Annotated in this window: 24 protein-coding genes; 16 read left to right on the top strand and 8 right to left on the bottom strand. The window is 46.0% G+C overall.

Features of this window, described 5'->3' with window-relative positions; all coding sequences use genetic code 11:
- Positions 1–29: 29 nt before the first annotated feature.
- From AAFP11_RS04985 to AAFP11_RS04960, 6 genes are all read right to left on the bottom strand, one after another.
- Positions 30–761: a PP2C family serine/threonine-protein phosphatase gene (locus AAFP11_RS04985; RefSeq protein ID WP_341736019.1), complete on the bottom strand. Its 732-nt coding sequence runs from the start codon at positions 759–761 to the stop codon at positions 30–32.
- 650 nt (positions 762–1411) lie between these two features.
- Positions 1412–3178 carry an AarF/ABC1/UbiB kinase family protein gene (locus tag AAFP11_RS04980; RefSeq protein WP_341736018.1) on the bottom strand — a complete coding sequence of 589 codons (1767 nt, stop codon included), beginning with the start codon at positions 3176–3178 and terminating at the stop codon, positions 1412–1414.
- Between the two features lie 95 nt (positions 3179–3273).
- Entirely contained in the window at positions 3274–3609 is a 336-nt protein-coding gene (locus AAFP11_RS04975; RefSeq protein ID WP_341736017.1) for a DUF6825 family protein, read from the bottom strand.
- Positions 3610–3905: 296 nt separating this feature from the next.
- Entirely contained in the window at positions 3906–5477 is a 1572-nt protein-coding gene (locus AAFP11_RS04970; RefSeq protein WP_341736016.1) for a serine/threonine-protein kinase, read from the bottom strand.
- A gap of 454 nt (positions 5478–5931) precedes the next feature.
- Complete coding sequence (locus tag AAFP11_RS04965) at positions 5932–6381, bottom strand: DUF2127 domain-containing protein (RefSeq protein WP_341736015.1); 450 nt, start codon at positions 6379–6381, stop codon at positions 5932–5934.
- Between the two features lie 14 nt (positions 6382–6395).
- On the bottom strand, positions 6396–9497 hold the full coding sequence (locus AAFP11_RS04960) for a CBS domain-containing protein (RefSeq protein ID WP_341736112.1): 3102 nt from the start codon (positions 9495–9497) through the stop codon (positions 6396–6398).
- A 261-nt stretch (positions 9498–9758) separates the two neighbouring features.
- Here AAFP11_RS04960 and psbZ point away from each other — a divergent pair, with 261 nt between their 5' ends.
- From psbZ to AAFP11_RS04905, 11 genes are all read left to right on the top strand, one after another.
- Positions 9759–9950, top strand: coding sequence for a photosystem II reaction center protein PsbZ (gene psbZ / locus AAFP11_RS04955; RefSeq protein WP_341736014.1), 192 nt, complete (start codon positions 9759–9761; stop codon positions 9948–9950).
- A 210-nt stretch (positions 9951–10160) separates the two neighbouring features.
- On the top strand, positions 10161–10709 hold the full coding sequence (gene ribH, locus AAFP11_RS04950; protein WP_340522660.1) for a 6,7-dimethyl-8-ribityllumazine synthase: 549 nt from the start codon (positions 10161–10163) through the stop codon (positions 10707–10709).
- Positions 10710–10969: 260 nt separating this feature from the next.
- Positions 10970–11548 carry a Uma2 family endonuclease gene (locus AAFP11_RS04945; RefSeq protein ID WP_341736013.1) on the top strand — a complete coding sequence of 193 codons (579 nt, stop codon included), beginning with the start codon at positions 10970–10972 and terminating at the stop codon, positions 11546–11548.
- Between the two features lie 531 nt (positions 11549–12079).
- Positions 12080–13318, top strand: a complete 1239-nt coding sequence (locus AAFP11_RS04940) for a sedoheptulose 7-phosphate cyclase (RefSeq protein WP_341736012.1) — start codon at positions 12080–12082, stop codon at positions 13316–13318.
- A gap of 2 nt (positions 13319–13320) precedes the next feature.
- The gene (locus tag AAFP11_RS04935) at positions 13321–14124 is read left to right on the top strand and encodes a class I SAM-dependent methyltransferase (protein WP_341736011.1); all 804 of its coding nucleotides are present in this window, start codon (positions 13321–13323) and stop codon (positions 14122–14124) included.
- 363 nt (positions 14125–14487) lie between these two features.
- Positions 14488–14712 (top strand): CopG family transcriptional regulator, encoded by a 225-nt coding sequence (locus tag AAFP11_RS04930; RefSeq protein WP_340522664.1) that lies wholly within the window; start codon positions 14488–14490, stop codon positions 14710–14712.
- The gene (locus AAFP11_RS04925; protein WP_236503380.1) at positions 14699–15037 is read left to right on the top strand and encodes a type II toxin-antitoxin system PemK/MazF family toxin; all 339 of its coding nucleotides are present in this window, start codon (positions 14699–14701) and stop codon (positions 15035–15037) included. Before AAFP11_RS04930 ends, AAFP11_RS04925 begins: the two co-directional genes overlap by 14 nt.
- Before the next feature lie 114 nt (positions 15038–15151).
- The gene (locus AAFP11_RS04920) at positions 15152–16543 is read left to right on the top strand and encodes an ATP-grasp domain-containing protein (RefSeq protein WP_341736010.1); all 1392 of its coding nucleotides are present in this window, start codon (positions 15152–15154) and stop codon (positions 16541–16543) included.
- 2 nt (positions 16544–16545) lie between these two features.
- Positions 16546–17583: a D-alanine--D-alanine ligase gene (locus tag AAFP11_RS04915; protein ID WP_341736009.1), complete on the top strand. Its 1038-nt coding sequence runs from the start codon at positions 16546–16548 to the stop codon at positions 17581–17583.
- Positions 17584–18071: 488 nt separating this feature from the next.
- Positions 18072–18707: a Uma2 family endonuclease gene (locus AAFP11_RS04910; protein ID WP_341736008.1), complete on the top strand. Its 636-nt coding sequence runs from the start codon at positions 18072–18074 to the stop codon at positions 18705–18707.
- A gap of 216 nt (positions 18708–18923) precedes the next feature.
- Positions 18924–19547, top strand: coding sequence for a Uma2 family endonuclease (locus AAFP11_RS04905; RefSeq protein WP_341736007.1), 624 nt, complete (start codon positions 18924–18926; stop codon positions 19545–19547).
- Positions 19548–19607: 60 nt separating this feature from the next.
- On the opposite strand, the gene AAFP11_RS04900 is transcribed toward AAFP11_RS04905, so the two are convergent.
- Positions 19608–19763 (bottom strand): hypothetical protein, encoded by a 156-nt coding sequence (locus AAFP11_RS04900; protein WP_341736006.1) that lies wholly within the window; start codon positions 19761–19763, stop codon positions 19608–19610.
- A 13-nt stretch (positions 19764–19776) separates the two neighbouring features.
- On the opposite strand from AAFP11_RS04900, the gene AAFP11_RS04895 reads away from it, so the two are divergent.
- From AAFP11_RS04895 to AAFP11_RS04885, 3 genes are all read left to right on the top strand, one after another.
- Positions 19777–20088, top strand: a complete 312-nt coding sequence (locus AAFP11_RS04895) for a hypothetical protein (RefSeq protein ID WP_341736005.1) — start codon at positions 19777–19779, stop codon at positions 20086–20088.
- A gap of 12 nt (positions 20089–20100) precedes the next feature.
- Positions 20101–21426: a pentapeptide repeat-containing protein gene (locus AAFP11_RS04890; protein WP_341736004.1), complete on the top strand. Its 1326-nt coding sequence runs from the start codon at positions 20101–20103 to the stop codon at positions 21424–21426.
- 132 nt (positions 21427–21558) lie between these two features.
- The gene (locus AAFP11_RS04885; protein ID WP_341736003.1) at positions 21559–21759 is read left to right on the top strand and encodes a hypothetical protein; all 201 of its coding nucleotides are present in this window, start codon (positions 21559–21561) and stop codon (positions 21757–21759) included.
- Here AAFP11_RS04885 and AAFP11_RS04880 read toward each other — a convergent pair.
- Positions 21756–21962 (bottom strand): hypothetical protein, encoded by a 207-nt coding sequence (locus AAFP11_RS04880; protein ID WP_341736002.1) that lies wholly within the window; start codon positions 21960–21962, stop codon positions 21756–21758. The two genes, AAFP11_RS04885 and AAFP11_RS04880, sit on opposite strands and share 4 nt — an antisense overlap.
- Positions 21963–22002: 40 nt before the next feature.
- On the opposite strand from AAFP11_RS04880, the gene rimO reads away from it, so the two are divergent.
- Together rimO and AAFP11_RS04870 are read left to right on the top strand one after the other, a co-directional pair.
- A complete protein-coding gene (gene rimO / locus AAFP11_RS04875; RefSeq protein ID WP_341736001.1) occupies positions 22003–23319 on the top strand; it encodes a 30S ribosomal protein S12 methylthiotransferase RimO in 1317 nt (438 codons plus the stop codon).
- Positions 23320–23906: 587 nt separating this feature from the next.
- Positions 23907–25391, top strand: coding sequence for a DEAD/DEAH box helicase (locus AAFP11_RS04870; RefSeq protein ID WP_341736000.1), 1485 nt, complete (start codon positions 23907–23909; stop codon positions 25389–25391).
- Positions 25392–25697: the final 306 nt, after the last annotated feature.

The raw sequence follows: 25697 nt of genomic DNA, 5'->3' as shown, positions 1-25697 counted from the left end.
ATTTTAGATTGTCCGGGCGTGGACTGGATTTATTTGAGGTCGATAGTGACAATCACCAGAGTAATATTGTCACGGCCGCCTTTCTCCTTAGCTGCTTCAATCAAAGCAGTTGCAGCCGCTTCACAGGGGCGAATCGACTTCAGAGGTCCAGCAATCAAAGGATCGGAAAGTTCCTCAGTCAAACCGTCGCTACACAACAGCAAGCGATCCCCAGGCTTGACATCCACCGGCAGAATATCTATCTCACGCAAATCCTCACGGCCCAAACACTGGGACAAAACGTGACGCCAGGGATGATTGCGAGCCTGTTCAGCAGTCAGAGCCTTTCTTTGTACAGCTTGAGCCACCCAAGTTTGGTCTTCAGTAATCTGATCCAAATGAGAGCCATGCAGTCGGTACAAGCGAGAGTCACCGACATTAGCACACCAAGGCCGCCCCTCATCCCGGAACACTACAACCACAGCCGTAGTCCCCATATCAGCCCGTTCGGGATGGTTGAGCTGATCGTTCAAAATTGCTTGATTGGCGATTAAAAAAGCCTGTTCTAACAACAGGGGAGAATCCTCTGGGCCTTCCCAATGTTCTACCAGATAAGATTGAATTGCCTCAGTAGCAATCCGGCTGGCTTCTTGACCTCCGGCGTGTCCTCCCATGCCGTCGGCCACGATAAAAAATCGCCCCTCCGAGTCGATGTAGTACGAATCCTGATTTACTGAACGAACTAACCCTGTATCTGTCTGACCTGCGAAAGAGAGTTTCATCTCAAACCTCCAAGAAACCTCCACCATAGCTGTACTCAGCACGGTGGTGGGAGAAAGGTAGGCTCAATTGTAAAACATCCCTTAAGTGTATTTGTGCATGAGCACCAACCATGAGAGAGACTGTTAAATAATTAACAAATTTCTTAAGTCCCATAGGAGTAAATGTCCTGTTTGTGAATATGTGTGCTAGCTCTGTGAGTCATCCTTTGTAGCAGCCCCTACGTGGTTGAAATATAAAAATTTCCAGACTTGCACTCGATCGCAATTCTCTCCATGTATTCGCCTAATTTTGGGAAACGGAGCGCCGCAACTCTAACAATATCACTTCTTTGAAAACTAAAGTAATATTTTGTTCTCTCACAGTTTGACACTGAGATTTTTGTATCTTCAAGGCTCAAAGTCAAATAATAGCCATCAGCTTTTTTAGTGAATGATGGGGTTATAAACAAGCAGGTCACGTCTGATGTGGGAACGCTTTTGCTCACACCAATTCAAGCTATTTGCCAATAAATAATTGTCATGAAATGCCACCAGGGAACATCTCAATAGCTGGCATTGGTAATAGGGAGAAATCTCAAATCTACAATTTAAAATCTCCCCTGGTACGGCGGCACTTACACAGCCAGCGCAAAGCAGCGGAATTCCAAGCCTCAAGAAATTCTATCGAAGCGATCGAGTCGCTTAAACAAGCGCAGGAGAACAAACCCAGTACCGACTGCTAGCAAAGCCATCACGAGAGCGGGCCATACTTGATTGCTGACAAACAAAATTGTCGCCGACAAAGTAAAAGCACTCATCAGCAAACTATAGTTGGTTCCCATTTGAACACTGCTAATGCGGCGGAGCAAACGGTCTGTTTCAGAAGAACGGACGCGAATCCGCAAATCTCCCTGTTCCAGTTTGTCAATAGTTTCCTCAATCCGGCGAGGTAAACCCAAAGCAGTGGAACTTACCTGAGCCGCCTGACGGCCAAGTTCGTTAAAAATACTGCTAGTTGTATCATGCCCATTTCCATTACTCATAAGCTGCATGGCAAAAGGCTGTGCCACCTCCATAAAGTTAAACTCTGGATCTAAACCGCGGCCGACCCCTTCAATGGTCGAAAAAGCGCGCATCACAAAAGTAAAGGTAGCTGGGAAGCGAAAAGGTTGGTCGTAGGCAATATCGTAAAGGTCATCTGTAATCGCGCTGACGGACTGATTTTCAAAAGGCTTGTCCATGAAGTTATCCAGCATATACTGGATCGATCGGCGCACCGGACTCATATCACCCGTAGGAACCAAAGCCCCCAAATTAATCAAAGAATCCATAATCCGTTGACCATCTTTGGAAGCAATACCGTAGAGAGTCTCCATCAGTCCTTCGCGAACATTGGCCTGAATTTGGCCCATCATGCCAAAATCGTAGAAAATCAGATCCCCATCAGCACTAACAGCGATATTACCTGGGTGGGGATCGGCATGAAAAAAGCCATCATTGAGCAACTGGTGCAAATAAGCTTCAGCTCCCTTTTGGGCGATCGACTTGCGATCGATCCCGGCCGCCTCCAAAGCCTCATAGTGACTGATTTTAATCCCCGGCAGGTACTCCAAAGTCAGCACCCTCGGAGCCGCGTAGCGCCAATAAACCCGTGGCACCCGCACCCAGTCGCGATCGCGAAAATTACGGCGAAAAGTATCAGCATTCCGCCCTTCATTGAGATAATCAATTTCCAGCCACAGAATGCGACAGCACTCTTCATAAATCCCCAGCCAATCTCTGCCCCGGCCCCATTTAGGATGATTTTGAAAGTAGCGAGCGATGCCCTTAAGAATTTGCAAATCAATCTCGAACAGCTTCCGCAGTCCAGGTCGCTGCACCTTCACTACCACTTCCGGGCCAGAATGCAGTTGAGCCTTGTGTACCTGGCCCAAACTGGCAGCAGCCAGAGGCACCGGGTCAAAACTCTGGTAGAGTTCGTGAACCGTCTTGCCCAAATCCTGCTCAACAATTGCCTCTAACTGCTCGTAGCTGAAAGCAGGGACTCTATCTTGCAGCTTAGAAAGTTCCTCAACATACTCTGCGGGGAACAAATCAGCGCGGGTGGAAAATAACTGACCTACCTTAATAAAAGTTGGGCCCAAATCCAAGAGAGTTTCACGAACCCAGATAGCCTGAAAACGCCGTCTGGCAACTTTCTTTTCTTCAGTAACACCTTTCCAGTAGCTCCAATCTTTGCTGTCGAGCCACAGCGAAGCCAACCAGAGCAATACAAAGGTCCAAATGTCGAAGAAGCGCCGCTGCCGGGAGTATTTTTCGCGGTTCCAGCGATAAGCTTTATTGCCGTAGGATTTACCAGCGGTGGGCGGCAAAACGGCATCGCCGGTAGGCTTGGCGTATCGCTTGCGATTAACAGAGTCATCAAGGAGAGCAGACACTTGGGTTCCTAAATTGCTTATTTTATGTCGTTGCTGTGATTAGAAGTAAGAGCGCATAGCTTTGCGCTCCTAGGGTAAATATTTGTTAGTGGCTGTTAGGGCAAACTGCTGCGGTAGCGCTGCAATTCCGATCGCACTAAGGCCACTTCTGCACGTAACTCATCAATAGTTACTTGCAAGTCGGCTGGTTGGATGTCTTGAATAGAGGTAGTAGTGCTTCCAGTGCCTGTTCTACCTTGCATTGCCGAATCAGCTTCTCTATGAGCTCGTTCCACAACTCGATCTGTGAACTGCCGCAGTCGCTCTCTTTGTTCGGCATCAAATTTACCGAATTCAGAGAAAGCGTTAGTGGCTGCACTCTCCAATTGTTCGTATAGTGCTTCTGCAAGTGCTCTGCCTATGAAAAAGGCATGAACTGGGGGTTTACTCATAAAAAACTCCGGTAAGTAGGGAAACTCTATGTTTTTAGACTATGGTTTAAACACGATTTTCACAGATTCTGAATCTGTGTCATGCTTCAACGAATTTAATGGATTTGAAGAATTTTGTCCCATCTTTTCATCCGTTTAATTCGCGATCGCTGACGAGAAAATTTTCTGTGTACTTCCCCAAACAATTATAACTTGGTTATCCCTTCTCTGAAACTTCACGAGCATCTATTCAGGGTATGATTTCAACTTCTTTTCCTGCCACCATCTTGGGAATCCGCTCCTGAGTTGTCCACAGACTAATTCGTAGCAGGTTCTGGGAAAGGTACGGTTGGTGCTGGAACTGTGAGCGGGGAGTCAGGTACGATCGGACTATCGAAACTGCCTTCATTACTGCTCGGTATCGGGACTTGAGGCGATCGATCTGGCAGAATTACTGGTGAAGGCTGCTCCTGTGGCGGAGAGAAAGTTTCAGCACTCTTAGCCACTGGCGGAGTGGGAACCCCGAAGGATTTGCGAGGCGGTTCCGGGGGCAGAGGAGGAACCTCTGGTACGGGTGCTGGGGCGATGGGAGGAGATGGAGCGATGGGGATTTTAGGCTCTGGGGTAGGAGTTTCTGAAGGCTTCGGTTCCGGTGTGGGGGTGGGAGTTTCCGAGGGTTGCGGTTGCAGTGTTGGGCTGGGAATTTCTGGGCTTGGGGATACCTCTGGTTGGGAGCTAACTTCTGGGGACTCAATGGGTTCGGGAGTGCTGCTATCTGGTGTAGATGTGGGCAGATTGTCAACTTCTGGCGGTGCCACAGGACTACTTTCAACGGAAGGCTGTCCAAACATAGGTCCCGACAAATCGCGGGATTTGAGTAAATCTTCCAAAGATGGCAAGGATTCAGTTTTGGCAGTGCTATTCCTGCTGAGATTCGTACTATTGTAGCGCCATGCTAGGTCAAAACCCATCCAGCCTGCAATTAGAGATGTGACTACAAAGACCAGCAGAGTCAACTGTGGGGGCGGTGGTGCGGGCAAACGCAGAGTTTGCTTAGTTTTGATTGCTGGTAATTGCTCTGCTTCTTGCAGCATAGCGAGCCAATTTTCCACGGTTTGGGGGCGTTTGTCGGGTTCAGTTTCTAGTCCCCGAAGGATAGCTTGCTCAACTCCGGGGCTGAGGTTGGGTTGCCATTGTCGCAAATTTGGCAGGGGAATCCGATCGCGCAACGGTGCTGCTATGGGTGGTTGGCCTGATAGTAAGTAGTATAGGGTTGCCGAGAGGGAGTAAACATCTGTGGCGGGTGTACATTTACCACCATGGAGGTATTGTTCGATCGGTGCATATCCTGGGGAGAGCAAGTTAGTGTGGGTTTGTTTTGTGCCGGCAGTAAAGTCCCTGGCTATGCCAAAATCTATGAGCATGACGATATGAGTATCCTCTCGCCGGATCATATTTTCTGGTTTGAGATCTCGGTGTAGCAAGCCGCTGTGGTGTACTGTGCTTAAGGCTGAGGCTATTTGCCGAATGTAGTGTAGGGCTTGAGCTTCTGGTAGTTGCCCGCCTGTGGCGACTATTTTAGCCAAAGTTTGGCCGGGAATGTAGTCCATGGCGATAAAGGACTGTCCGGCTTCTGTAAAAAAGTCTATAACTCTGACTATGTTGGAATGCTGACAGCGAGAGAGGCGTTGGGCCTCGGCGATGAATTGCTCCTGAAATTGGGCAGATTCAGGGTGTTGGCGCAGACTTTCGTTAAGGGTTTTGAGTACGACGGTTTGGTTTAAATGGCAGTGTGTGGCTCGGTAAGTGATCCCGAACCCTCCTATGCCTAAAGTCGCGTTAAGTGTGTATTTGCCCTGTTGCAGGACTGTTGTTGGCGCTAAGTTCATCTTTAGTTGATGCCGTGTCCCAACCTATGCTACCGCCTTTGGGTAATTAAAGCAGATTGAGGGCGAGCGGTTCGATGGAGCCGAAGCCTGATTTTACTCTGCTTTGTCTAAATTACTAGACTTTGTATCTGGCGATGGTTTTATGGGGATGTCCCAATCAGTTTATCTGTAACCAGCGTCTTAAAACTTAATATAATAGTTTTCCAATAAAAATCCCGCTCTTTTGGAGCGGGAAAGCCATCAGGGTGCATCTATATCTATGACTATAGCCTATGGGGGGTGTAACCCCTCTCTCCTTTAACAAGTCTTTATACTAGACTCACTTTTGTCAATTTTTAGTATTTTGCTTGACTTATGATAATAAGTATGGTAATTGAGAGTTTGAGGGCGAGCTTGAGCTTAAAAAAATCCACCCACCAATCAATATCCAGGCTAGCCACTGGCGATCGCACGTTCAATTACCGTGTTTCGGCAAATGGTGCAACAAATACCAGAATACAGCGACATTGGCGATAAATACCGCTAACTTCAGGAGAGTAACACCCTGAATTAATTCAAAAATTTCCGGCGGAATACTGATACCAACTAGCACTAAAACTAAGATTGTTGCCCAACCTTTTTCGTACCACAATCCTACAGCTTCAACAGCAGTGAGCACTGCATAAAGTCCGGTCGCAATTCCGCTAAACAGTAATGTCTTAGGCTTGAGTATCAGCAGCTTATCTAATAAAAATTCAATAAGTTTCACCTTAGTTTCTAACAAATAAGAATCAGAAAAATCTTCTAATAATTGATGATTTTTCATAGCAAAAAGCAAAGCAAGAGAAGTCACTGTCAAGAGGGAAGCCACAAAAGTCTTGTAAATCACTATGGCGATTAAACCGGGGGGGCGCTGTTTTTTCACCTGATTATTTTCACCTATTTTGATAGAGGATAATGTGCTGCCAAAAAAGCAATTGCCGAAGTGCGATCGCCCAAATGCCCATCCAAAGTCGCCGCCAACAAATCATCCAACATGAGTTTAAACCCAGGCCCAGGCTTGTAGCCCAAAGCCTTCAAATCATTGCCATTCAAAGGGGCTTCAACCTTCACCCACTTGGTGAAAAATTCCCAAATTTGGTGTCGAACACTTCGGGGACTTTGCAGGGCGATCGCAATTAACATCGGTAACTCATAATTCCGCAAAAATAGCACCAATTGACTCGGCAACTCACACTTGGGCAAACGCTCTAACACCTCAGAATTGCGGGCTGACAAATCTTGAAGTCGCTTAATGCTATCAGCAGGTAATTTAAGATTGGTAGCCACCTTACCCCGATATTCCGGCGCTAAATAAGCGATTAAAACTTCTAGTCGCATCTGCCAATCAGGAATATTGATAATGGGGAATGGGGAATGGGGAATTGGGAATTGGGAATTGGGAATAGTTTCTTTTTCTTCCTTCTTCCTTCCCCCCTTGGGGGGGGCTGGGGGGGGTTCTTCTTCCTTCCCCCCTTGGGGGGGGCTGGGGGGGGTTCTTCTTCCTTCCCCCCTTGGGGGGGGCTGGGGGGGGTTCTTCTTCCTTCCCCCCTTGGGGGGGGCTGGGGGGGGTTCTTCTTCCTTCCTTCCTTGCAAAAAACGTTCTAGCAGACGCAATTGATGCCAGAGCGCTTTGTCCAAATCTAACGTAGGATGAATGCAGCGCAACGCCTGCAAATCTCCCAAAATTTGCAAAGCAACTTGCCAATAAGGAGCTTGCAAAATGTATTTTAATTCACTTTTGAGCCTGGTTTCCAAAGCCGGAGCGCGACCATTTTCTCCTTGAATTCGATAATAAATCCCGCTGGCTAGAGCGTGGCGAATATATCCTTCCGTCTGCGGCTCAATGGAAAATCCCAGCCGCACCGCAAACCGCACAGCTCGATAAATTCGCGTCGGATCTTCAATAAAACTATTGGCGTGCAAAACTCGAATTTGTTTACCTTCCAAGTCTAACAAACCGCCAAAAAAATCTAACAATTCGCCCGATCGCGGCGTACCCAATCTGACTGCTAGGGCATTAATGGTAAAATCTCTACGGTACAAATCTTGGCGAATCGAACTGGCTTCAACTTCAGGATTGGCGGCGGGATAAGGATAAAATTCAGTACGAGCCGTAGCGATATCCAGCCAGAGGGAGCCGAAAGGGGAGTCTTTGTGCCACAACAGGGCGGCGGTTTGAAATTCACCGTGAATCTCTAAACGGGAGGTGGGGTATAGTTTTTGTAGTTCGGAGGCTAATTCGACACCAGCACCAGAGTTACCCGATCGCCCATCACCATCTACAACCAGATCGATATCCATTAGTTGCAGTGTATCATTAGCCTCTAACCGATCGGCGGCACTCTCAGCAACAGGCATCTTGCCTATAGCACCAGAATTGGATGTTGTTGTCGGGAGTAGGGGTTGGGCATCTTGCCTGTCTGATGTCAAAGTTAAGAGTAAATCTCGAACGGCTCCACCGACAATATACAGTTGCCAGCCTCGCTCTTGTGCAATGTTGGCGGAGATCGACAATAATTGCCATAATTCAGGACTAATACGCGATCGCAACAACGGCTCAACCACTTCAGGTAAATGACAATAGGACAATTCGGTATCACTTGCTGTGTCTCGTCCTTTTTGTTGGTGCAATTGGCGCAACACATCAGTGCGAGTCACAATTCCCACCAGTAAGCCATTTTCCAACACCGGCAAACGCCCGATATCATAAGTCACCATTAAAGATTCAATTTCTGGTAACAAGGTATCGGGGGTGATGGTTTTGAGCTGCGGAGTCATGTAACCCTTGACAGGAGCGTGACTGAAGCCGTGGTGCAGGGCAATGTCAATGTCGCGACGCGAGATAATTCCCGCCAGCCGATCGCCGTTATCGACCACAGAAAGCCCGGAATGTCCGTAACGTAGGAGGATACGGTGAGCATCACCCACAGAAGTTTCTGGGCGAATACTCCGCACTGGAGATGACATTAATTCACGGGCTGTGGGCGGATGGGGAATTTGAGCTTTGAGTTCCTCAGCTAACTGATTTAAAGTTAGTAAGGGTTCCACATCTCTGACAGCTAGGGAGGCGGCGCGGGCGTGGCCTCCGCCACCTAGGGGTTTGAATAATGTGCTGAGGTTTGTGCCTTCTATGCGCGATCGACCGATAATAGTTAATCGATTGGAAACTGACGATTCGGGAGAGTCGGGATCGATGGTATCGCTCTTTTGTTTTTCACCAGATTTATACACATTTCCTAATAGCAGAGCATCGGTTTCCGTCAAATCCAGCAAGCGAGATGCTAGGGCAGAAAGTCCCGGAACATAGGCATCGGTGGTGAGCAATACCCACGCTACACTGTTACCGCGTACAGTTTGCGATCGCAAATTATTCAGAGCTTCTTTGAGCAAATCCTGTAATTGAGCAGACAAACCGGGTTCTACATATTCAGCGATGACTCCCAAACTCGCTCCCTGCTGCATCAACCACGCCAAAGCATTTGCATCTCGCGCCGTTGCACCCTCGAAGGTGAGGGAACCTGTATCGACGTGGATACCGAGGGCCATGACTGTGGCTTCTGAGGGATCGAGATGGAATTCTTGGTTGCTCTGTGGGACTTGATTTGCGAATTTTTCCCTAAGTTTTTCGACTATTAAAGTAGTGGTGGCCCCGACTGCTTCGATGTGGGTGACGGTGGCCCCGATGTCTGAAGGGGCTTCTAAATGGTGATCGAAAACCGTAATTTCGTTAAGTTGTGGCAAATCTAGCCACTCGGCGGCTTTTCCTAGGCGATCGCGCGTGCTAGCATCAACAATGGCGATCGATCGAATTTGTTGCGGATTGACCGATCGACGTTCGATTAACGGGTACTCATCGCGGTGTAGCGCCAAAAAATCCCGTACCGTGGGGTGACACCCACCAGCGAGCACGATTCTAGTACCGGGGTGCAGCACGCAAAGTCCCACCGCCGCTCCCAAGGTGTCAAAATCTGCTGTAGTGTGGCACAAAACTAAGTCCATAAACAAATCCTGCATCTCTAACCCAAAGTGTCCCTGAATCTGGCTCACGAACAGCACACGAGCCGATCGCACTATAACTCAAGCTTAGTCAAGTATGGATTCTAGTTTCAATCGCAGCAGCCAATAATGGTAAAATTTAAGTAAATCTCAAGAGCTGCTGACTGCTGTTCGCACCACTGAGAATTTGTACGGGCCAGTCGAATTTCAACAACCGACAATTTTCCGATCAATCATCCCACCGCTATATCGAAAGGAGAAAAAATGTTATCAATTCTGTTTCAACTTGTTTTACTAGGTTTGGTACTGCTATCTTTTGTGATGGTAGTTGGCGTTCCAGTTGCTTATGCTTCTCCCCAAAACTGGAGTCAGTCTAAAACACTGATTTTTGCAGGTTCGGGTCTCTGGTTTTTGCTGGTTATTGCCGTGGGTGTTTTAAACTTTTTGGTAGTTTAAAATTCGGTCTAGATCGACGTAAAATAGTTGTGAGTTTTGAATTTTGACTTAAATTTATGCTATAATTAGTAGTTTTAAATTTGGATTGAATTATTGATTGAAGTGACTTTTTCAAAAGATTAATTCAAGGCCAAAATTTAAAGCTCACAACTCATAAATAAAGCTAAAAAAAATCCAATTACCACTTACCAATTACCAAAGTATAAAATTATGGCAGTTTTCGAGGGTACTTTTACTCAAACAGAATCTTTGCGGTTTGCGATTGTCATTGGTCGTTTTAACGACATGGTAGTCAACAAACTTTTGGAAGGTTGTCAAGATTGTTTGAAACGCCACGGGGTTGATATCAATCCTCATGGTAATCAGGTTGATTTTTATTGGGTTCCGGGATGTTTTGAAATTCCTTTGATTGCTCGTCAAGCTGCATTTTCTCGTCGCTATGATGCAGTAATCTGTCTGGGTGCGGTGATTCGCGGCCAAACTCCTCATTTCGATTTTGTCGCTGGTGAGGTTTCTAAGGGAATTGCTGCTGCTGCTTTTCAAAGTGGAGTACCGGTGATTTTTGGGGTGGTGACGACTGACACGATGCAGCAAGCTTTGGAAAGGGCCGGAATTAAGAGCAATTTGGGCTGGAATTATGCAATGAGTGCTTTGGAAATGGGCACTTTGATGCGTCAAGTTAATGGTTTGGGTGGAAGTTCTTACGATAAATTAGCTGCTGCGTCTGCTGTTGAAGTGCTGTCAGGTGATCTAGCCTAATATATATCATAAATCAATACGGGATGCGGGAAACTCAGAGACTTCAGTCCTTCCTAGGGAAGCGGCGCGAGGGACTTTAGTCCCCGCGAGAGTTAGACTTTGGGTATTACCCAAGCCTACTTTGTCCGCAGAATCTCAGCGTCTTTAGACCGCTTGAGTGTCAATATGTGATTCCAACTGGTTCCCCGGCTCTGCCTGGGAACCGAGATCCAGAGGCTCTGCCTCGCTCGTCGCTTGTAGAATACTAGGTAAGCAAAGCTATGACTACTGTAACTGCAAAACGATTCTCGATCGCCGAATATCACTGTTTGGGAGAACTAGGATTTTTCGGTCCCGATGAGCGAGTAGAATTGATTCGCGGAGAACTTATCAAAATGGCTGCTAAAGGTAGACTTCACTCTTTTTGCAACAGTCTTTTAGTTGAGGAGTTAATAATTTTACTGACAAGACGCGCTCGTGTCCGCGTACAAGATCCGATAATTTTATCTACTACAGATAGCGAACCAGAACCTGATGTGGTTATCGCCCGCAATCGTTCTGATAATTATTTAGCTTCTCACCCGGAACCTGCGGATATCTTGTTAGTGATTGAGGTTTCCGATTCTAGTTTAAAATACGATCAAATAACTAAGTTATCTCTCTATGCTGAAGCTGGGATTTCTAATTATTGGATATTTAATTTAGTCGATAATCAACTGGAAATGTACAGCGAACCTTATCAAAAAAGACAAGGGGCTTTCAATTATCGATCGCAAAACATCGTTCTACAAAATGAGACTGTGGTAATTCCGGGTTTTCCCGATTTGTCTCTGGATTTGTCTTTGGTCTTTCCAGCCTAAGCTGAATTGAGGCTCTAAGTTAATTTATAGCAACCGCCAAGGCTGTTAAGGCGACTGCTATAAAATACTCTCACGATTTTATGTATTTTTTTTATACATTTATAGACATACCTAAGTAATTTATATTTATTAAATATTATATTATACACAATACTGATAAAATACTGAATGAAGATCGACTTTTTAACTAAAAATCCCTAACTATCTAATATTTCTCAACATTTTTATGAGATTTAGATGAATCTGGTTGCACAAATATGAGAAATTCGTTATGTTAAGTTTTGTGTAAGCATTAAGGCAGTCTCAACTAGATCCTAGGATAGCTTTCATCATAAAGACTGTATAAACAGTATTTAATGTATTCTTAACGAACAGCCCTGAAAATTAATTTTCAGGTCAATTGTTAATGAAATCTTAAATAATCAATTTGTTCAGTTAACACCTAGAAAGCTTGCCAGAAAAGGGATTGATAATTTTGAGGGTAGCCCGGATACTTACAGTTACTTACCAGCCGGAAATTGCAACAATTTTATGGGTGACATTCAAGCTACGTTTACATCTACCGATCGCGCTTTTCATATTGAAGGGTACGAAAAAATTGACTTCAGCTTACTCTATGTAGATGGTGCTTTCAAACTTGAAAATCCAGAAATTGCCGATAGCTACCGCCAATTTGGCCGCTGTTTAATGGTTGTAGACGAAACAGTGTATGGTCTGTATGGCAAGCAGATGCAGGCTTATTTCAAATATCACGAGATAGATTTAACCGTCTTTCCAGTGAGTATCAAGGAACCCGATAAGACCTTAACAACTTTTGAAAGCATCATAGATGCCTTCGTTGATTTCGGACTGGTGCGGAAAGAACCTGTGTTGGTAGTTGGTGGTGGATTGACTACTGACGTAGCTGGTTTTGCCTGCTCCTCCTATCGCCGTCGGACTAACTATATTCGTGTACCAACAAGTCTAATTGGGCTGATTGATGCCAGTGTGGCGATCAAGGTAGCCGTGAACCACGGTAAACTGAAAAACCGCCTCGGTGCTTACCACGCTTCAAAGAAAGTAATTTTAGACTTCTCTTTCCTGAAAACTCTGCCGATCGACCAAATACGCAACGGCATGGCAGAGTTAATTAAGATCGCCGTAGTAGGTAACAAAGAAATCTTTGAGTTGCTGGAAAACTACGGTGAAGCATTGCTGCATAGCCATTTTGGGTATCTAGACGGCACATCTGAACTGCGCGAAGTAGCACATCGCTTAACCTACAACGCCATTGAGTCAATGCTGGCATTAGAAGTACCAAACCTACACGAGCTAGACTTGGATCGAGTGATTGCTTATGGTCACACCTGGAGTCCGACGCTGGAACTAACACCGGAAATTCCGATGTTCCACGGCCATAGTGTCGCTATCGATATGGCTTTTTCGGCGACGATTGCTCAACAGCGGGGCTACATTTCGATCGCCGATCGCGATCGCATCTTAGGATTAATGAGTCGCCTAGGACTAGCAATTGATAGCCCTTATCTCACCTCAGAACTGCTCTGGAAGGCTACAACATCGATCGCCCGTACCCGTGACGGTCTCCAACGTGCGGCAGCTCCATGCCCCATTGGTGACTGCTTTTTCATGAACGATTTGACTCGAACCGAGTTGGATGAAGCCCTAGCGGTGCATCAAAAAATCTGTCATAGCTATCCACGCAATGGTGATGGCGAGAATATGTACGTGGTATTGGACAAAGTTGGGACTCTTTCCACAGCCGGGGTATAAAGATGAGACCTGTTACCCCAGTCGGGATTTTAGCCTCTTTACTGGAAAGTCTTGTCCAGCAGGTAGAGTCTCAAGATGGGATCGATCGAGCTTTCAAGGCAGAATTGCAACAAGCCTACGAATTAGCAAATGGTCTCGATCCCTACCTGAACCTTTGCACCACAGCGGAATCTGCGGATTTAGCCACCTTAGTAAAACGCACCCAATCAGAAGATTGGAGTCAGCGATTCTCCGACGGCGAGACAGTGCGCCACTTGGAACAGGAAATGCTCTCCGGCCATGTGGAGGGGCAAATGCTGAAATTTCTCGTCCATCTCACCAAAGCACAGCGCGTACTGGAAATCGGGATGTTTACTGGTTACTCAGCACTAGCGATGGCTGAAGCCCTTCCTGTTGATGGAGAAGTAGTAGCCTGCGAAGTAGATACTTACGTCGCACAATTTGCCCAAAAGTGTTTCAACGAATCGACTGCTGGCCACAAAATCTCAGTGAAGGTAGCACCGGCTTTAGAAACCATGAAACAACTGGCTGATGCTGGAGAAGTGTTCGATTTAGTGTTTATCGATGCTGACAAAGGTGGATACACTGACTATCTCGATTTACTACTCACGACTGGTTTGTTGGCTCCCAATGGCTTGATTTGTGCTGACAATACTCTGATGCAGGGACAGCCCTATTTGTCTGGTACTACTAATGCTAACGGAATTGCGATCGGCAAATTCAATCAGTCTCTGGTTGATGATCCGCGCGTAGAGCAGGTGTTAGTGCCATTGAGAGATGGGATTACCTTGATTCGGCGCGTTTAGCAATATTAATTAGGAGACGGCACCGTGCCCGTTGGTGTCAACTTAAGGTCAAACCCATAGTCCGGCGGGGGTTTAAACCCCCGCCTCAAAGCTAAAGTCCTCTAAAAGAGGACTGAAGAGAAGAATTTTCAACTAATTAGTCCTCTTTGAGAGGACTTTAGCTATTAGACAGGGGTTTCAACCCCTGGCGGACTCCGGGCCCACAGACGAACTTGGCGGGCTGACAGTTTAAGTTGACACTCCTTGGACACGGTGCGGTGTCCCTACCCCAAAATCATCAGGTAGTTGCCCCAATCTGAAACTGCATTTACTGCTTATGCTATAGTTAAGTAGAAATCTTTGTAATTACCAATTGCTAAGATAATGCAAGCTAAAGAAATATCAATTTCCCTATCACAATCACTACTACAGTTCATTGAAAGCTACAAAATTGCCAAAGGATGCAAATCGCCATCCAAAGTAATTGAATTAGCTTTGGAATTGTTGCGGAATCAAGAACTAGAATCTGCTTACCGACAAGCATCTAGCGAAGTAGACTCCGTTTGGGATTTAACAGTTGCCGATGGATTAACAGATGAAACGTGGTGAAATTTACTATGCGAATCTCAGTCCTACAGTCGGTTCTGAGATAGACAAAAGCCGTCCCGTATTGGTGGTAAGCAATGATGCTAATAACCGTGCCGCCAATACAGTTACAATTCTACCAATTACCTCGAATATAACCCGTGTCTACCCTTTCGAGGTATTGCTAAATCCAGAGGATAGCGGTTTATCCAAATCTTCTAAAGTGCAAGTACAGCAAATACGGACAATTTCTAAACAGCGAATTACCAGCGATGCAGTCGGGAGTTTAAATGAGGAAATTATGCAGTTTGTAAATATTGCTCTAAAACTGCATTTAGATGTCGATTAACATAGAGAATTAATTCGTCAGAACCAGAGATTTACTGCCGGAAGGCTTCGCCCCTACGAGTATATTTGCAAAATCGGGACGCTCCCGTTAGTACGTCATACCAGAAAGTTAATTATGAAAACAATTTCAGTTGCAGCGATGCCATCTGAACAGGAAAAAAATGCGGGGAATCGGCGCTTCCAAACAGCACTTAAAACAATAGCAACTCTGACTTTGTTGCTATTAGTAATGCCCCTGAATCTCGCCTTGACAATCGTAGCCTTGCTCAGAGCCATCATCATCAAACCGTTCCAGTCTCCACCGACTACAGCTAATCCCCAAACAATTTTGATAAGTGGGGGCAAGATGACTAAGGCATTACAGCTAGCGAGATCTTTCCACAAAGCCGGTCATCGAGTAATTTTGATAGAAACGGAGAAATACTGGCTGACTGGTCATCGTTACTCTTGGGCGATCGAGCGCTTTTACACAGTACCAAATCCCCAGACAAAAGAATACTCCCAAGCACTCTTAAAAATTGTTCAACAAGAGGGAGTTAATGTTTATGTTCCCGTGTGCAGTCCCGTCGCCAGTTACTACGATGCCGAAGTCCAAAGGGTGCTTTCTCCCCACTGTACGGTAATGCACGTCGATGTGGAAACCCTTCAAAGATTGGATGATAAATATACATTTGCCGCCACTGCGGAAGCCTTGGGGCTGCGAGTCCCGAAGTCCTATTGCATTACCCATCCCCAGCAAGTAATTGATTTTGATTTTAGTCATGCACAGCGCCCGTACATTATCAAAAGTATTCCCTACGATTCTATCCGCAGATTAAACTTAACTAAATTACCCTGCCAAACCCCATCAGAGACTGCCGCTTTTGTCAACTCTTTACCAATTTCTGAGAGTAAACCTTGGATTATGCAAGAATATATTCCGGGACAAGAGTTCTGCACTCACAGTACAATCCGTGATGGTCATGTTCAGTTGCATTGTTGCTGTGAATCATCCGCATTTCAGGTAAACTACGAAAATGTCGATCGCCCGGACATCGAAAATTGGATTCGTCAGTTTGCCAAAAGCCTCAATTTGACTGGACAAGTTTCCTTTGATTTCATTCAGGCGGCGGATGATGGACAGATTTATGCGATCGAATGTAATCCCCGCACCCATTCAGCCATCACGATGTTTTACAACCATCCCGATGTAGCTAAGGCTTATTTAGAACACGATGCTCTACCTGAGACTGTGCAGCCCTTGGCATCAAGTCGCCCGACTTACTGGATTTACCATGAAATTTGGCGATTGGTGACTAATTTGTCGTCGCCAAAGCTAGTTTCTGAGCGGTTACAAATTATCACCCAAGGTAAAGATGCCATCTTCGATTGGAACGATCCATTACCATTTTTGATGGTGCATCATTGGCAAATTCCATTATTGCTATGGGGAAATTTGCAGAAGCCGAAAGAGTGGATTCGGATTGATTTTAATATTGGTAAACTTGTGGAAATAGGGGGAGATTGAGTATGTCAGTATTACGGGTTTTGCATTTAGTCGGATCGGCTGTCAGTGATTTTTACTGTAATTTGTCGCGCCTTTATGCCCAAGATTGTTTGGAAAATACGGCTAATTCAGCACTGTATGAATTTCATATTGCCTATGTTTCTCCCGATCGCCAATGGCGTTTTCCTACCTCTCTGGATCTAAGTGCGATCGAGGCTGCTAGTCCCATGTCTTTAGCGGGCGCTGTGCAGGTGCTGACCGACCTCCAAATTGACATAATGATCCCCCAGATGTTTTGTATCCCAGGCATGACTCAATACCGCAGCTTGTTCGATTTGCTGAGTATTCCTTATGTGGGTAATCCCGCAGAGTTGATGGCGCTGGTGGCTGATAAAGCGAAGGCTAAAGCAGTGGTAGCAGCCGCTGGGGTAAGTGTACCATTGGGAGAAATTGTCCGTGGGGGCGATCGAACTTTGATTGATTTCCCGATCGTACTTAAGCCAGTCAATAGTGATAATTCCATTGGAGTGGCTTTCGTGAAAAATGCTGCTGACTATGATGCAGCTTTGCAGACAGCATTAACTCATTCAGATGAAGTGCTAGTAGAAAAATTCATTGAATTGGGTAGAGAAGTTCGCTGTGGAATTATCGTCAAAGCTGGCGAGTTAGTCTGTTTACCACTAGAAGAATATGCTCTCGATCCTGATACAATGCCAATTCGTAGTTATGCCGATAAACTGAAACAAAATGATGATGGAAGCTTGGGTTATGCCGCTAAAGATAGTACCAAATCGTGGATAGTTGACATCAGCGATCCGGTAACTGAGAGAGTTTGGGATATGGCCAGAAAGTGTCACATCGCTTTGGGATGTCGCGATTATAGTCTATTTGATTTTCGGATAGATCCGCAGGGAAAACCTTGGTTCTTGGAAGCGGGGCTATACTGTTCTTTTGCTCAGAAAAGTGTGCTTTCTGCGATGACGAAAGCATCAGGAACTTCTCTGGATACTTTTTTTGAAAGTATGTTGCAAAATGCCTTATGTGAAATCCCAAATAACTAAGTTATTTCAATTCCGGTTGCACTCCTTATGATATAGAGGAGACGGCAATGCCCATTGGTGTCAACTTAAGGTAGAACCAATAGCCCGACAGGGGTTGAAACCCCTGTCTCAAAGCGCAAGTCCTCTCAAAGAGGACTGATGATGATGAGTTCTTGAGTCCTCTTTTAGAGGACTTTAGCTATTAGACAGGGGTTTAAACCCCGGTTGGACTCGTGAGGGGCAGACAAAAGGACTTGGCGGGCTGACAGCTTAAGTTGACACCAATGGGCTCTTGGAGTGTCCCTACAGTATTATTGTGGGTAGGGACACGGCATTGCCGTCTCCTAATTTCTTGAGGTCGATCGGCGCGATCGGTATTTTGATATTGTGGGCAGTATAACATAGCAAACTTCACTTCCTATGTCAAGTCTTTTCCGTATTTTACGGAAAAGACTTGTGTCATCTTCTAGCTTTTCGCATACTAATCGCCAGACAGAGGAAACCACAACATGATCCAAACCATATCGAAAACAATCACGTTTGATGAGTTCGTTGCCTGGTATCCAGAGAACTCTGTCCATAAGTACGAACTACACAATGGAGTAATTGTTGAAATGCCTTTAGGAACTGGCCGCCATTGCCGCGTTATAGCTTTAACCAGGGACGAAATCATCGCAGAAATCAGGCGACTGAAATTGCCTTGCTTTATCCCCGCCCACTACCTGCTCAAACCCATCCGCAACGAGGCGGGCTACCTGCCAGACGTAGTTGTCCTAGACGAAGCAGCTCTCGCAAAAGAACCGCGCTGGGATAGGGAAACCATCATCGCGATGGGGTCTTCAGTACGGCTGGCTGTAGAGGTCGTCAGCACAAACTGGCGGGACGATTACCATCTCAAATTCGCCGACTACGAAGAAATGGGCATCCCCGAATACTGGATTGCGGACTACCTCGGTTTGGGCGGCCGCAAGTTCATCGGTACTCCCAAACAACCCACACTATCGGTTTGCCAGTTGGTTGACGGCGAGTATCAGGTAAAACAGTTTAAGGGCGATGAAACAGTTGAGTCGCTGGCTTTCCCAGAGTTGAGGTTGACGGCCGAGGTGATTTTTCAAGCCGGTCTGCCTGCAACCGAGCCGAGCTAGAAGGACTGGGGGGCGATCAGGTATTAAAAGGATATCAAATCGGGTACAAAAGAACACCAATTTTTTGATAAATCCCCGTTTTGTATCAAGTGCTGTTTTGTCGGGACGGGCGATCGTAGTCTGATCAGCTACAGTCCAATTTGTCAATTGTACTCTGTACATTGTGTCATCTTTTAGATTTCCGTATACTAATCACCAGACAGAGGAAACCGCAATATGATCCAAACCATATCCAAAACAATCACGTTTGATGAGTTCGTTGCTTGGTATCCAGAGAACTCTGTCCATAAGTACGAATTACACAATGGAGTAATTGTTGAAATGCCTTTAGGAACCGGCGACCATTCGGATGTTAGGGGTTTTCTTTCCAGTGAAATCAATTTTGAAATCAGGCGACTGCAATTGCCTTACTCAATCCCTGGTGACTGCTTACTCAAGCTTTCCCGTGACGAGGCAGGTTATCAGCCAGACGTAATTGTCCTAGACAGAACCGCACTTGCAAACGAACCACGCTGGAAAAAAGAATCTGTCATCACGATGGGGTCTTCGGTGCGACTGGCTGTAGAAGTCGTCAGCACGAACTGGCAAGATGATTACCTGGTTAAAGTAGCTGATTATGAAAGATTAAGTATCCCGGAATATTGGGTTGTGGATTATGCTGCTTTGGGCGGCAGACGCTTCATTGGCAATCCGAAACAACCTACTATCTCGGTTTACCAGTTGGTTGACGGGGAATATCAAATCAGCCAGTTTCGGGGAGATGACACAGTTGAGTCGCTGGCATTCCCAGAGTTGAAATTAACGGCAGAACAGATTTTTCTTGCTGGTTTGCCGAACTAACCAAAGCTGTTATTCCTAGACTTTCTGGTGTGATATAATCTGAAAAAGTGCGATCGAGATTTATAAAAATTTATACCGTTTATACCGTGCCGTAATGACTACGCCGCCGAATCCGCCACCGACTCCGGTGACTCCGCCGACTTCGACACCATCCCAATCGAGTCCAACTCCTGTAGTGCCATCTCCTCCAGTAAGTACGAAATTGGGTACATTCACGCAAAAGTTAGTGATGAATGTTTTAGAATTTGTCGATCAGGTTTTATATGGGTTAATGGGCCCGCTTGGGAGGACGGTTTTTGGGTCAATTCAGGATGCGATCGCGATCGGTATTCTTTTAAAGCTTCCCGGTTTAATCGGTGAAATTATTATCGGTAAAGATTTTTCAAGTTTCGATATTTGTCTGAAAGAAAGCCCTTGGGGTGTATCCCGTTATGCTTGTTTCATTATTGTAGCTTCTGATTTTCTGTTGTGGATAGTTCTCGCAGGTCGAATTATTGGTCGATTTTGGGCAGATTTAAAAGATTTGAAAAATAATCCCTAGGAGATATTTGATATGACTTTAGTCAACCGCAAACAAATTAGTCTTTATGAAGAAGCTGAAGCTGGCTTAAATTCTTTAGTCAAGCAAACGGCTCAAGTTGGTACGGGTTGGTTGGGGATGCTGTTGCTGACAGGGGGCAGTCCGCCAGCTTTGACAGTAGGGTTAAGTGTAGTTGGGGGAATTGCGTTTGTTGCTTGGAGTGAAGAGAAGCGACTGACTAAATTTTATGCGAGGCAGACTCAGCTAATACATGATTCTGTCATTGCGAGTGAAACGAAGCAATCGCAACCTCTTAAATCTAGTGAGTCTGAATCGCTTAATAACATTAAGCAAATTATTGAAGCAGATACAGATAATTTATCTGAATTGATAAAACAGGCTGGCCTAAATCCCGATGAAGATTTAGCAGGAGCTGATTTAAGTAGTGTTAAAGGAGTTGGCTGCAAATTAAGTAGATTCAATCTCAGTCGCGCTGACTTAGATAATGCCAATTTGAGTCGTGCCGATCTAAGTTTTGCTAACTTAAACAATGCTAAACTAACAAACGTAAAACTTTGTCGCGCTGACTTAAGTGGTGCTGACTTGAGAAATGCTTTACTGATGGATGCCGACTTGAGTTTTGCAGACTTAAGTGATGCCGACTTGAGAGGTACCAATTTAAGCAATGCCAATTTAAGCAATGCCAATTTAAGCAATGCTAATTTGCACAATGCTAATTTAACATCGACCAATCTGAGCGCCGCCAATTTGAGCGATGCTAACTTGAGCAGTGCCAACTTGAGTGATGCCGATTTGAGTGGTGCTAACTTAATTAGTGCCTACCTGATAGCTACCGACTTGAGAGTTGCTAACTTAAGCGATGCCGATTTGAGAAGTGCCAGATTGAGCGGTGCCGACTTGAGCGGTGCCGACTTGAGCAGTGCCGACTTGAGCAGTGCCGACTTGAGAGTTGCCAAGTTAATCAGTGTCAACTTAATCAGTGCCGACTTGAGCAGTGCCAACTTGAGCAGTGCCAACTTGAGCGGTGCCGACTTGAGCAGTGCCGACTTGAGCAGTGCCAACTTGAGCGGTGCTAACTTGAGCAATGTCAACTTAATCAGTGCCAACTTGAGCGGTGCCAACTTGAGTGGTGCCAACTTGAGCAATGCCGACTTGAGAGTTGCCAACTTGAGCAATGCCGACTTGAGTAATGCCAATCTGAGCACTGCCAAAGTAGAAAGTTCTCGATTTCGTAACAATGCCGGACTATCTGAAGATGCAAAGTATGAACTACAAAAACGAGGTGCAATCTTCCCGCAAGATTTCCCGCAAGACGAACGGATAGAATTACTGGTGTAAAGTTTTTATTTAGACGGCAAAACATCGGTCAACTTAAAAGTTGCCGTCATCTGTATGGAGTCGGTTAATCAAAACGTGTCTTCAATAAAAGCTATAATAGTTGAGTAACGTTGGGGTAAATAAAAAACTAACATGAATCAAACTTCTACAGTTACGATCGCCAATATATCTTATAAAATCCTCGCAGAACTCTCTGCAAGCTCTGGAAAATCAATCCAAGCAGTTCTCGAACAAGCCATCGAACAATACCGAAGACAACAGTTTCTAGAAGCAGCAAACCAAGCTTATATTACTCTACGCAATAACTCCGAAGCTTGGCAAACCATTTCTTAGTCCGCAGAGGCGGACTTTGTTTGTCTAGTAGCGGTTTCAACCGCCGAATCACTTACGCGCGGGTGGTCAGAAACCGGGTTTTTTCGCGTTTCTGTCGCTCTAACGAAGTATTCTCGTAAAAACCCGGTTTCTCTGGTTTTGATGCGTAATTCCCCGATCGCATCCACCGACACCTTGCAATTTTTCAAATTGTGTGATATCATAAAATGTTCTCGAAAATAGCGCAACAGCAAATATTACTGCATGGCAACGAAGCCAACGATCGCATTTACCCACCTCGGCTGCGAAAAAAATCGCATTGATACCGAACACATGATTGGCTTGCTGGCTCAAGCAGGCTATGAAGTCGATTCTAATGAAGAATTAGCCGATTACGTCGTCGTCAATACTTGCAGTTTTATCCAAGCTGCGCGAGAAGAATCAGTCCGCACCCTGGTAGAATTAGCCGAAGCTAATAAAAAAGTAGTCATCACTGGCTGCATGGCACAGCATTTTCAGCAGCAATTGCTGGATGAATTGCCCGAAGCTGTCGCAATTGTCGGCACTGGCGACTATCATAAAATTGTCGATGTAATGCAAAGGGTCGAAAAGGGCGATCGAGTTTCCCTCGTCTCTAGTGAACCAACTTACATCGCCGACGAAACTACTCCCCGCTATCGCACAACATCCGAAGGTGTCGCTTATCTGCGAATAGCCGAAGGCTGTGACTACCGTTGCGCTTTTTGCATTATCCCCCACTTGCGCGGAAATCAACGATCGCGCACCATAGAATCTATTGTCGCCGAAGCTAAGCAATTAGCCTCGGAAGGGGTAAAGGAAATTATCCTAATTTCTCAAATTACCACCAACTACGGCAAAGATATCTACGGCGAACCCAAGCTAGCTGAACTACTTCGGGCTTTGGGTAAAGTAGATGTACCTTGGATTCGGATGCACTACGCCTATCCTACAGGTTTGACTCCGCAAGTTTTCGAAGCAATGCGAGAAACGCCAAACGTTCTGCCATACTTGGATTTACCCCTGCAACATTCCCATCCCGAAATTCTGCGGGCGATGAACCGGCCTTTTCAAGCTGGGATTAATGATGCTATAGTCGATCGGCTGAAAGCATCAATACCTGGTGCCGTGATGCGGACAACTTTTATAGTCGGCTTCCCCGGCGAAACAGACGAACACGCAGCACACTTGCTGGAATTTGTCAAGCGCCACGAATTCGATCACGTCGGAGTATTCACATTTTCCGCCGAAGAAGGAACGCCAGCCTACAGCTTGCCAAATCAACTTCCAGCAGAAAAAATGGAAATTTGGCGCAATTCGGTAATGGCGGCACAACAACCTATATCATTGAAGAAGAATCAAGAATCTGTCGGTCAGGTAGTCGATGTCCTGATAGAACAAGAACAACCAGAGACAGGTGAGTTGATTGGTAGATCCGCCCGGTTCTCCCCCGAAGTAGACGGACTCGTCTATGTAACAGGACCAGCGAGGCTCGGTTCAATGGTATCCGTGAAAATTACTGGTGCAGACGTCTACGACCTTTACGGTCAAGTCAGTAGTTAGTCTCTACAGAACAATCAGAAAGTTTTAACAAATTTAATGTTTTGTTTCTGAATGTAAAGAGCTATAATGTAGTAACAAGCCAGACATAAGCGGGATGATCCTAGATTGCTTCGCCGTCGGTCCCACACCACAACGGTATGCCGAAGAAGTGTAGAGCTGATAGGCGGTGACGGTCGCTACATCCCTTACTTAATCCCGTAGACGAAAGATTGCGGGATAGCGCCTGAACCAATAAACGTGGTTACTATTATTTAGTGAAGTGGGGCTAGTCATAATCCTCACTATAAAAAGCCCAAGAGGGAAAACTGGCGAGTACCTCAAAGGAAGTTCAATATGCTTTTCAAGGCTGTTGGAAGCTTACAACAAACCGCTGGCGGTTTTTGTAGGTCATGTCACAAAATCAAAGACGGCTGTCGAATTGGTAAATTAGTCACCATCGACGGAGCTGCCCTATACTCGATTGCTATTTAAAAAGGTGCGCGCAGGCGCAGCACCATACAGAACTCTTATGAGTTCCTGCCCTAGAGCAGAAATCCGCATCCGAGTTGGGCGACTTAGAAGGCTAAGACTCGTTATTAGGAGCATTAATGAATTTATTGTTTGAAGGCTTGGGTCTTTCGGAAGAACTCGTTCTCCATCTGGAAACACTAGGCTTTACAGAACCTACTCCCATCCAAGTACAAGCAATTCCGCACTTGCTAGCAGGTCGCGACGTTGTGGGTCAAGCCCAAACTGGAACGGGCAAAACGGCAGCATTCTCGTTGCCCATCTTGGAGCGGATTGATTTAGATGTAACTGCGGTGCAAGCACTGGTGCTGACACCAACTCGCGAATTGGCGATGCAAGTAACTGAAGCCATCCGCGATTTGAGCGGTATTAGTAGTGATGGTCCGGTGAAAGTAGGTCGCTCTCTACAAGTTTTGACGGTGTACGGTGGTCAGTCGATCGATCGCCAAATGCAGCGCTTGAAGCGTGGCGTTCACGTTGTGGTCGGTACACCCGGACGTATCTTGGATATGTTGAGCCGGGGAAGCCTGAAACTCGACAGAGTGAAATGGTTGGTTTTGGATGAAGCTGACGAAATGCTAAGCATGGGCTTTATTCAAGATGTGGAAAAAATCTTGGATGCAGCACCAAAAGAACGTCAAACGGCATTTTTCTCGGCGACAATGGAACCTTCCATTCGCAAATTGGTGGCACGGCATTTGTGCAATCCAGTTAACGTCACCGTAGAACAACCAAAAGCAACGCCGAAGCGCATTGGTCAAGGCGTCTACATGATTCCCCGCGGCTGGTCGAAGGCAAGAGCTTTGCAGCCTATTCTAGAAATGGAAGACCCGGAATCGGCGCTGATTTTTGTGCGGACTCGGCAGTCGGCGGCGGAACTCACCAGCCAACTGCAAGCAGCAGGCCACAGCGTTGATGAATATCACGGTAATTTGAACCAAGCACAGCGGGAACGTTTGCTGTCGCGGTTCCGCCAATGTCAGGTGCGCTGGGTAGTGGCGACTGATATTGCAGCCCGCGGTTTGGATGTGGATCACTTGACTCACGTAATTAACTACGATTTACCCGACAGCGTGGAAAGCTACGTTCACCGGATCGGCCGCACGGGCAGGGCCGGTCGGGAAGGAACCGCAATTACGCTGATCCAACCAGTAGACCGCCGGAAACTGCGCTTGATCGAACGTCACGTTCGCCAAAGTTTGACGGTGCGAAATATTCCGACGCGGGCGCAAATAGAAGCGCGGCAGTTGGAAAAGATGCAGTCTAAGGTTCGCGAAGCCTTGGCTGGGGAACGGATGGCATCTTTCTTGCCTCTGGTGTCTCAGTTGTCTGAGGAGTATGACTCCCACGCGATCGCCGCTGCTGCTTTGCAAATGGCTTTCGATCAAAGCCGTCCAGCTTGGATGGGTGCGGATTACGCTCAACAAGAAGATCCCCCGATCGCCGAAAATGGTGTGAAGCCGATCTTGATCAAGAAGCGGCCTAAGAATGGTACGGGACCAAGTAACACTGCGTCACCGAGCCTTTCAGGAGCGTCAGGTTCTCCGGTTCCACAAAACTACTAATTTGTAGGTAATTTGTAGGGTGCGCTGCGCGCGCCTTACTTTAAATTTTGGTAGAGATGCGATCGTCGATCGCATCTCTACTTTGTTTCAAGGGTGTGATATCGTTTCAGGTTGTATCGGAATGATTTAACCGCGAAGGTGCTCATGACGCGAAGGAAGAGAAGAGAGAGATTAATAATAGCGAAATTCTGGCTTTTGAGAAAGGAATTCAGCAAGCTTTAAAACGACTAGGTAAGTAAAGATGCAAGTTAGCGATCGGACAATTTCTGTAACTAATTCTACGCTGAAAACGTTAATTGATGAATT

The sequence above is a fragment of the Microcoleus sp. CAWBG640 genome (assembly GCF_020883015.1).
GTDB classification, from domain to species: domain Bacteria; phylum Cyanobacteriota; class Cyanobacteriia; order Cyanobacteriales; family Microcoleaceae; genus Microcoleus; species Microcoleus anatoxicus.
This window is presented reverse-complemented; position numbering and strand designations above follow the sequence as displayed.

Bases quoted from the DNA above. Each gene is read 5' to 3' on its own strand.
- AAFP11_RS04920 (WP_341736010.1), top strand. From the start codon at position 15,152: ATGAAAACAATTTCAGTTGCAGCGATGCCATCTGAACAGGAAAAAAAT.
- AAFP11_RS04890 (WP_341736004.1), top strand. From the start codon at position 20,101: ATGACTTTAGTCAACCGCAAACAAATTAGTCTTTATGAAGAAGCTGAA.
- AAFP11_RS04870 (WP_341736000.1), top strand. From the start codon at position 23,907: ATGAATTTATTGTTTGAAGGCTTGGGTCTTTCGGAAGAACTCGTTCTC.
- AAFP11_RS04960 (WP_341736112.1), bottom strand. From the start codon at position 9,497: ATGGACTTAGTTTTGTGCCACACTACAGCAGATTTTGACACCTTGGGA.
- AAFP11_RS04975 (WP_341736017.1), bottom strand. From the start codon at position 3,609: ATGAGTAAACCCCCAGTTCATGCCTTTTTCATAGGCAGAGCACTTGCA.
- rimO (WP_341736001.1), top strand. From the start codon at position 22,003: ATGGCAACGAAGCCAACGATCGCATTTACCCACCTCGGCTGCGAAAAA.
- AAFP11_RS04915 (WP_341736009.1), top strand. From the start codon at position 16,546: ATGTCAGTATTACGGGTTTTGCATTTAGTCGGATCGGCTGTCAGTGAT.
- AAFP11_RS04895 (WP_341736005.1), top strand. From the start codon at position 19,777: ATGAATGTTTTAGAATTTGTCGATCAGGTTTTATATGGGTTAATGGGC.
- AAFP11_RS04970 (WP_341736016.1), bottom strand. From the start codon at position 5,477: ATGAACTTAGCGCCAACAACAGTCCTGCAACAGGGCAAATACACACTT.
- AAFP11_RS04940 (WP_341736012.1), top strand. From the start codon at position 12,080: ATGGGTGACATTCAAGCTACGTTTACATCTACCGATCGCGCTTTTCAT.
- AAFP11_RS04880 (WP_341736002.1), bottom strand. From the start codon at position 21,962: ATGATATCACACAATTTGAAAAATTGCAAGGTGTCGGTGGATGCGATC.
- psbZ (WP_341736014.1), top strand. From the start codon at position 9,759: ATGTTATCAATTCTGTTTCAACTTGTTTTACTAGGTTTGGTACTGCTA.
- AAFP11_RS04910 (WP_341736008.1), top strand. From the start codon at position 18,072: ATGATCCAAACCATATCGAAAACAATCACGTTTGATGAGTTCGTTGCC.
- AAFP11_RS04945 (WP_341736013.1), top strand. From the start codon at position 10,970: ATGACTACTGTAACTGCAAAACGATTCTCGATCGCCGAATATCACTGT.
- ribH (WP_340522660.1), top strand. From the start codon at position 10,161: ATGGCAGTTTTCGAGGGTACTTTTACTCAAACAGAATCTTTGCGGTTT.
- AAFP11_RS04985 (WP_341736019.1), bottom strand. From the start codon at position 761: ATGAAACTCTCTTTCGCAGGTCAGACAGATACAGGGTTAGTTCGTTCA.
- AAFP11_RS04935 (WP_341736011.1), top strand. From the start codon at position 13,321: ATGAGACCTGTTACCCCAGTCGGGATTTTAGCCTCTTTACTGGAAAGT.
- AAFP11_RS04885 (WP_341736003.1), top strand. From the start codon at position 21,559: ATGAATCAAACTTCTACAGTTACGATCGCCAATATATCTTATAAAATC.
- AAFP11_RS04925 (WP_236503380.1), top strand. From the start codon at position 14,699: ATGAAACGTGGTGAAATTTACTATGCGAATCTCAGTCCTACAGTCGGT.
- AAFP11_RS04930 (WP_340522664.1), top strand. From the start codon at position 14,488: ATGCAAGCTAAAGAAATATCAATTTCCCTATCACAATCACTACTACAG.
- AAFP11_RS04905 (WP_341736007.1), top strand. From the start codon at position 18,924: ATGATCCAAACCATATCCAAAACAATCACGTTTGATGAGTTCGTTGCT.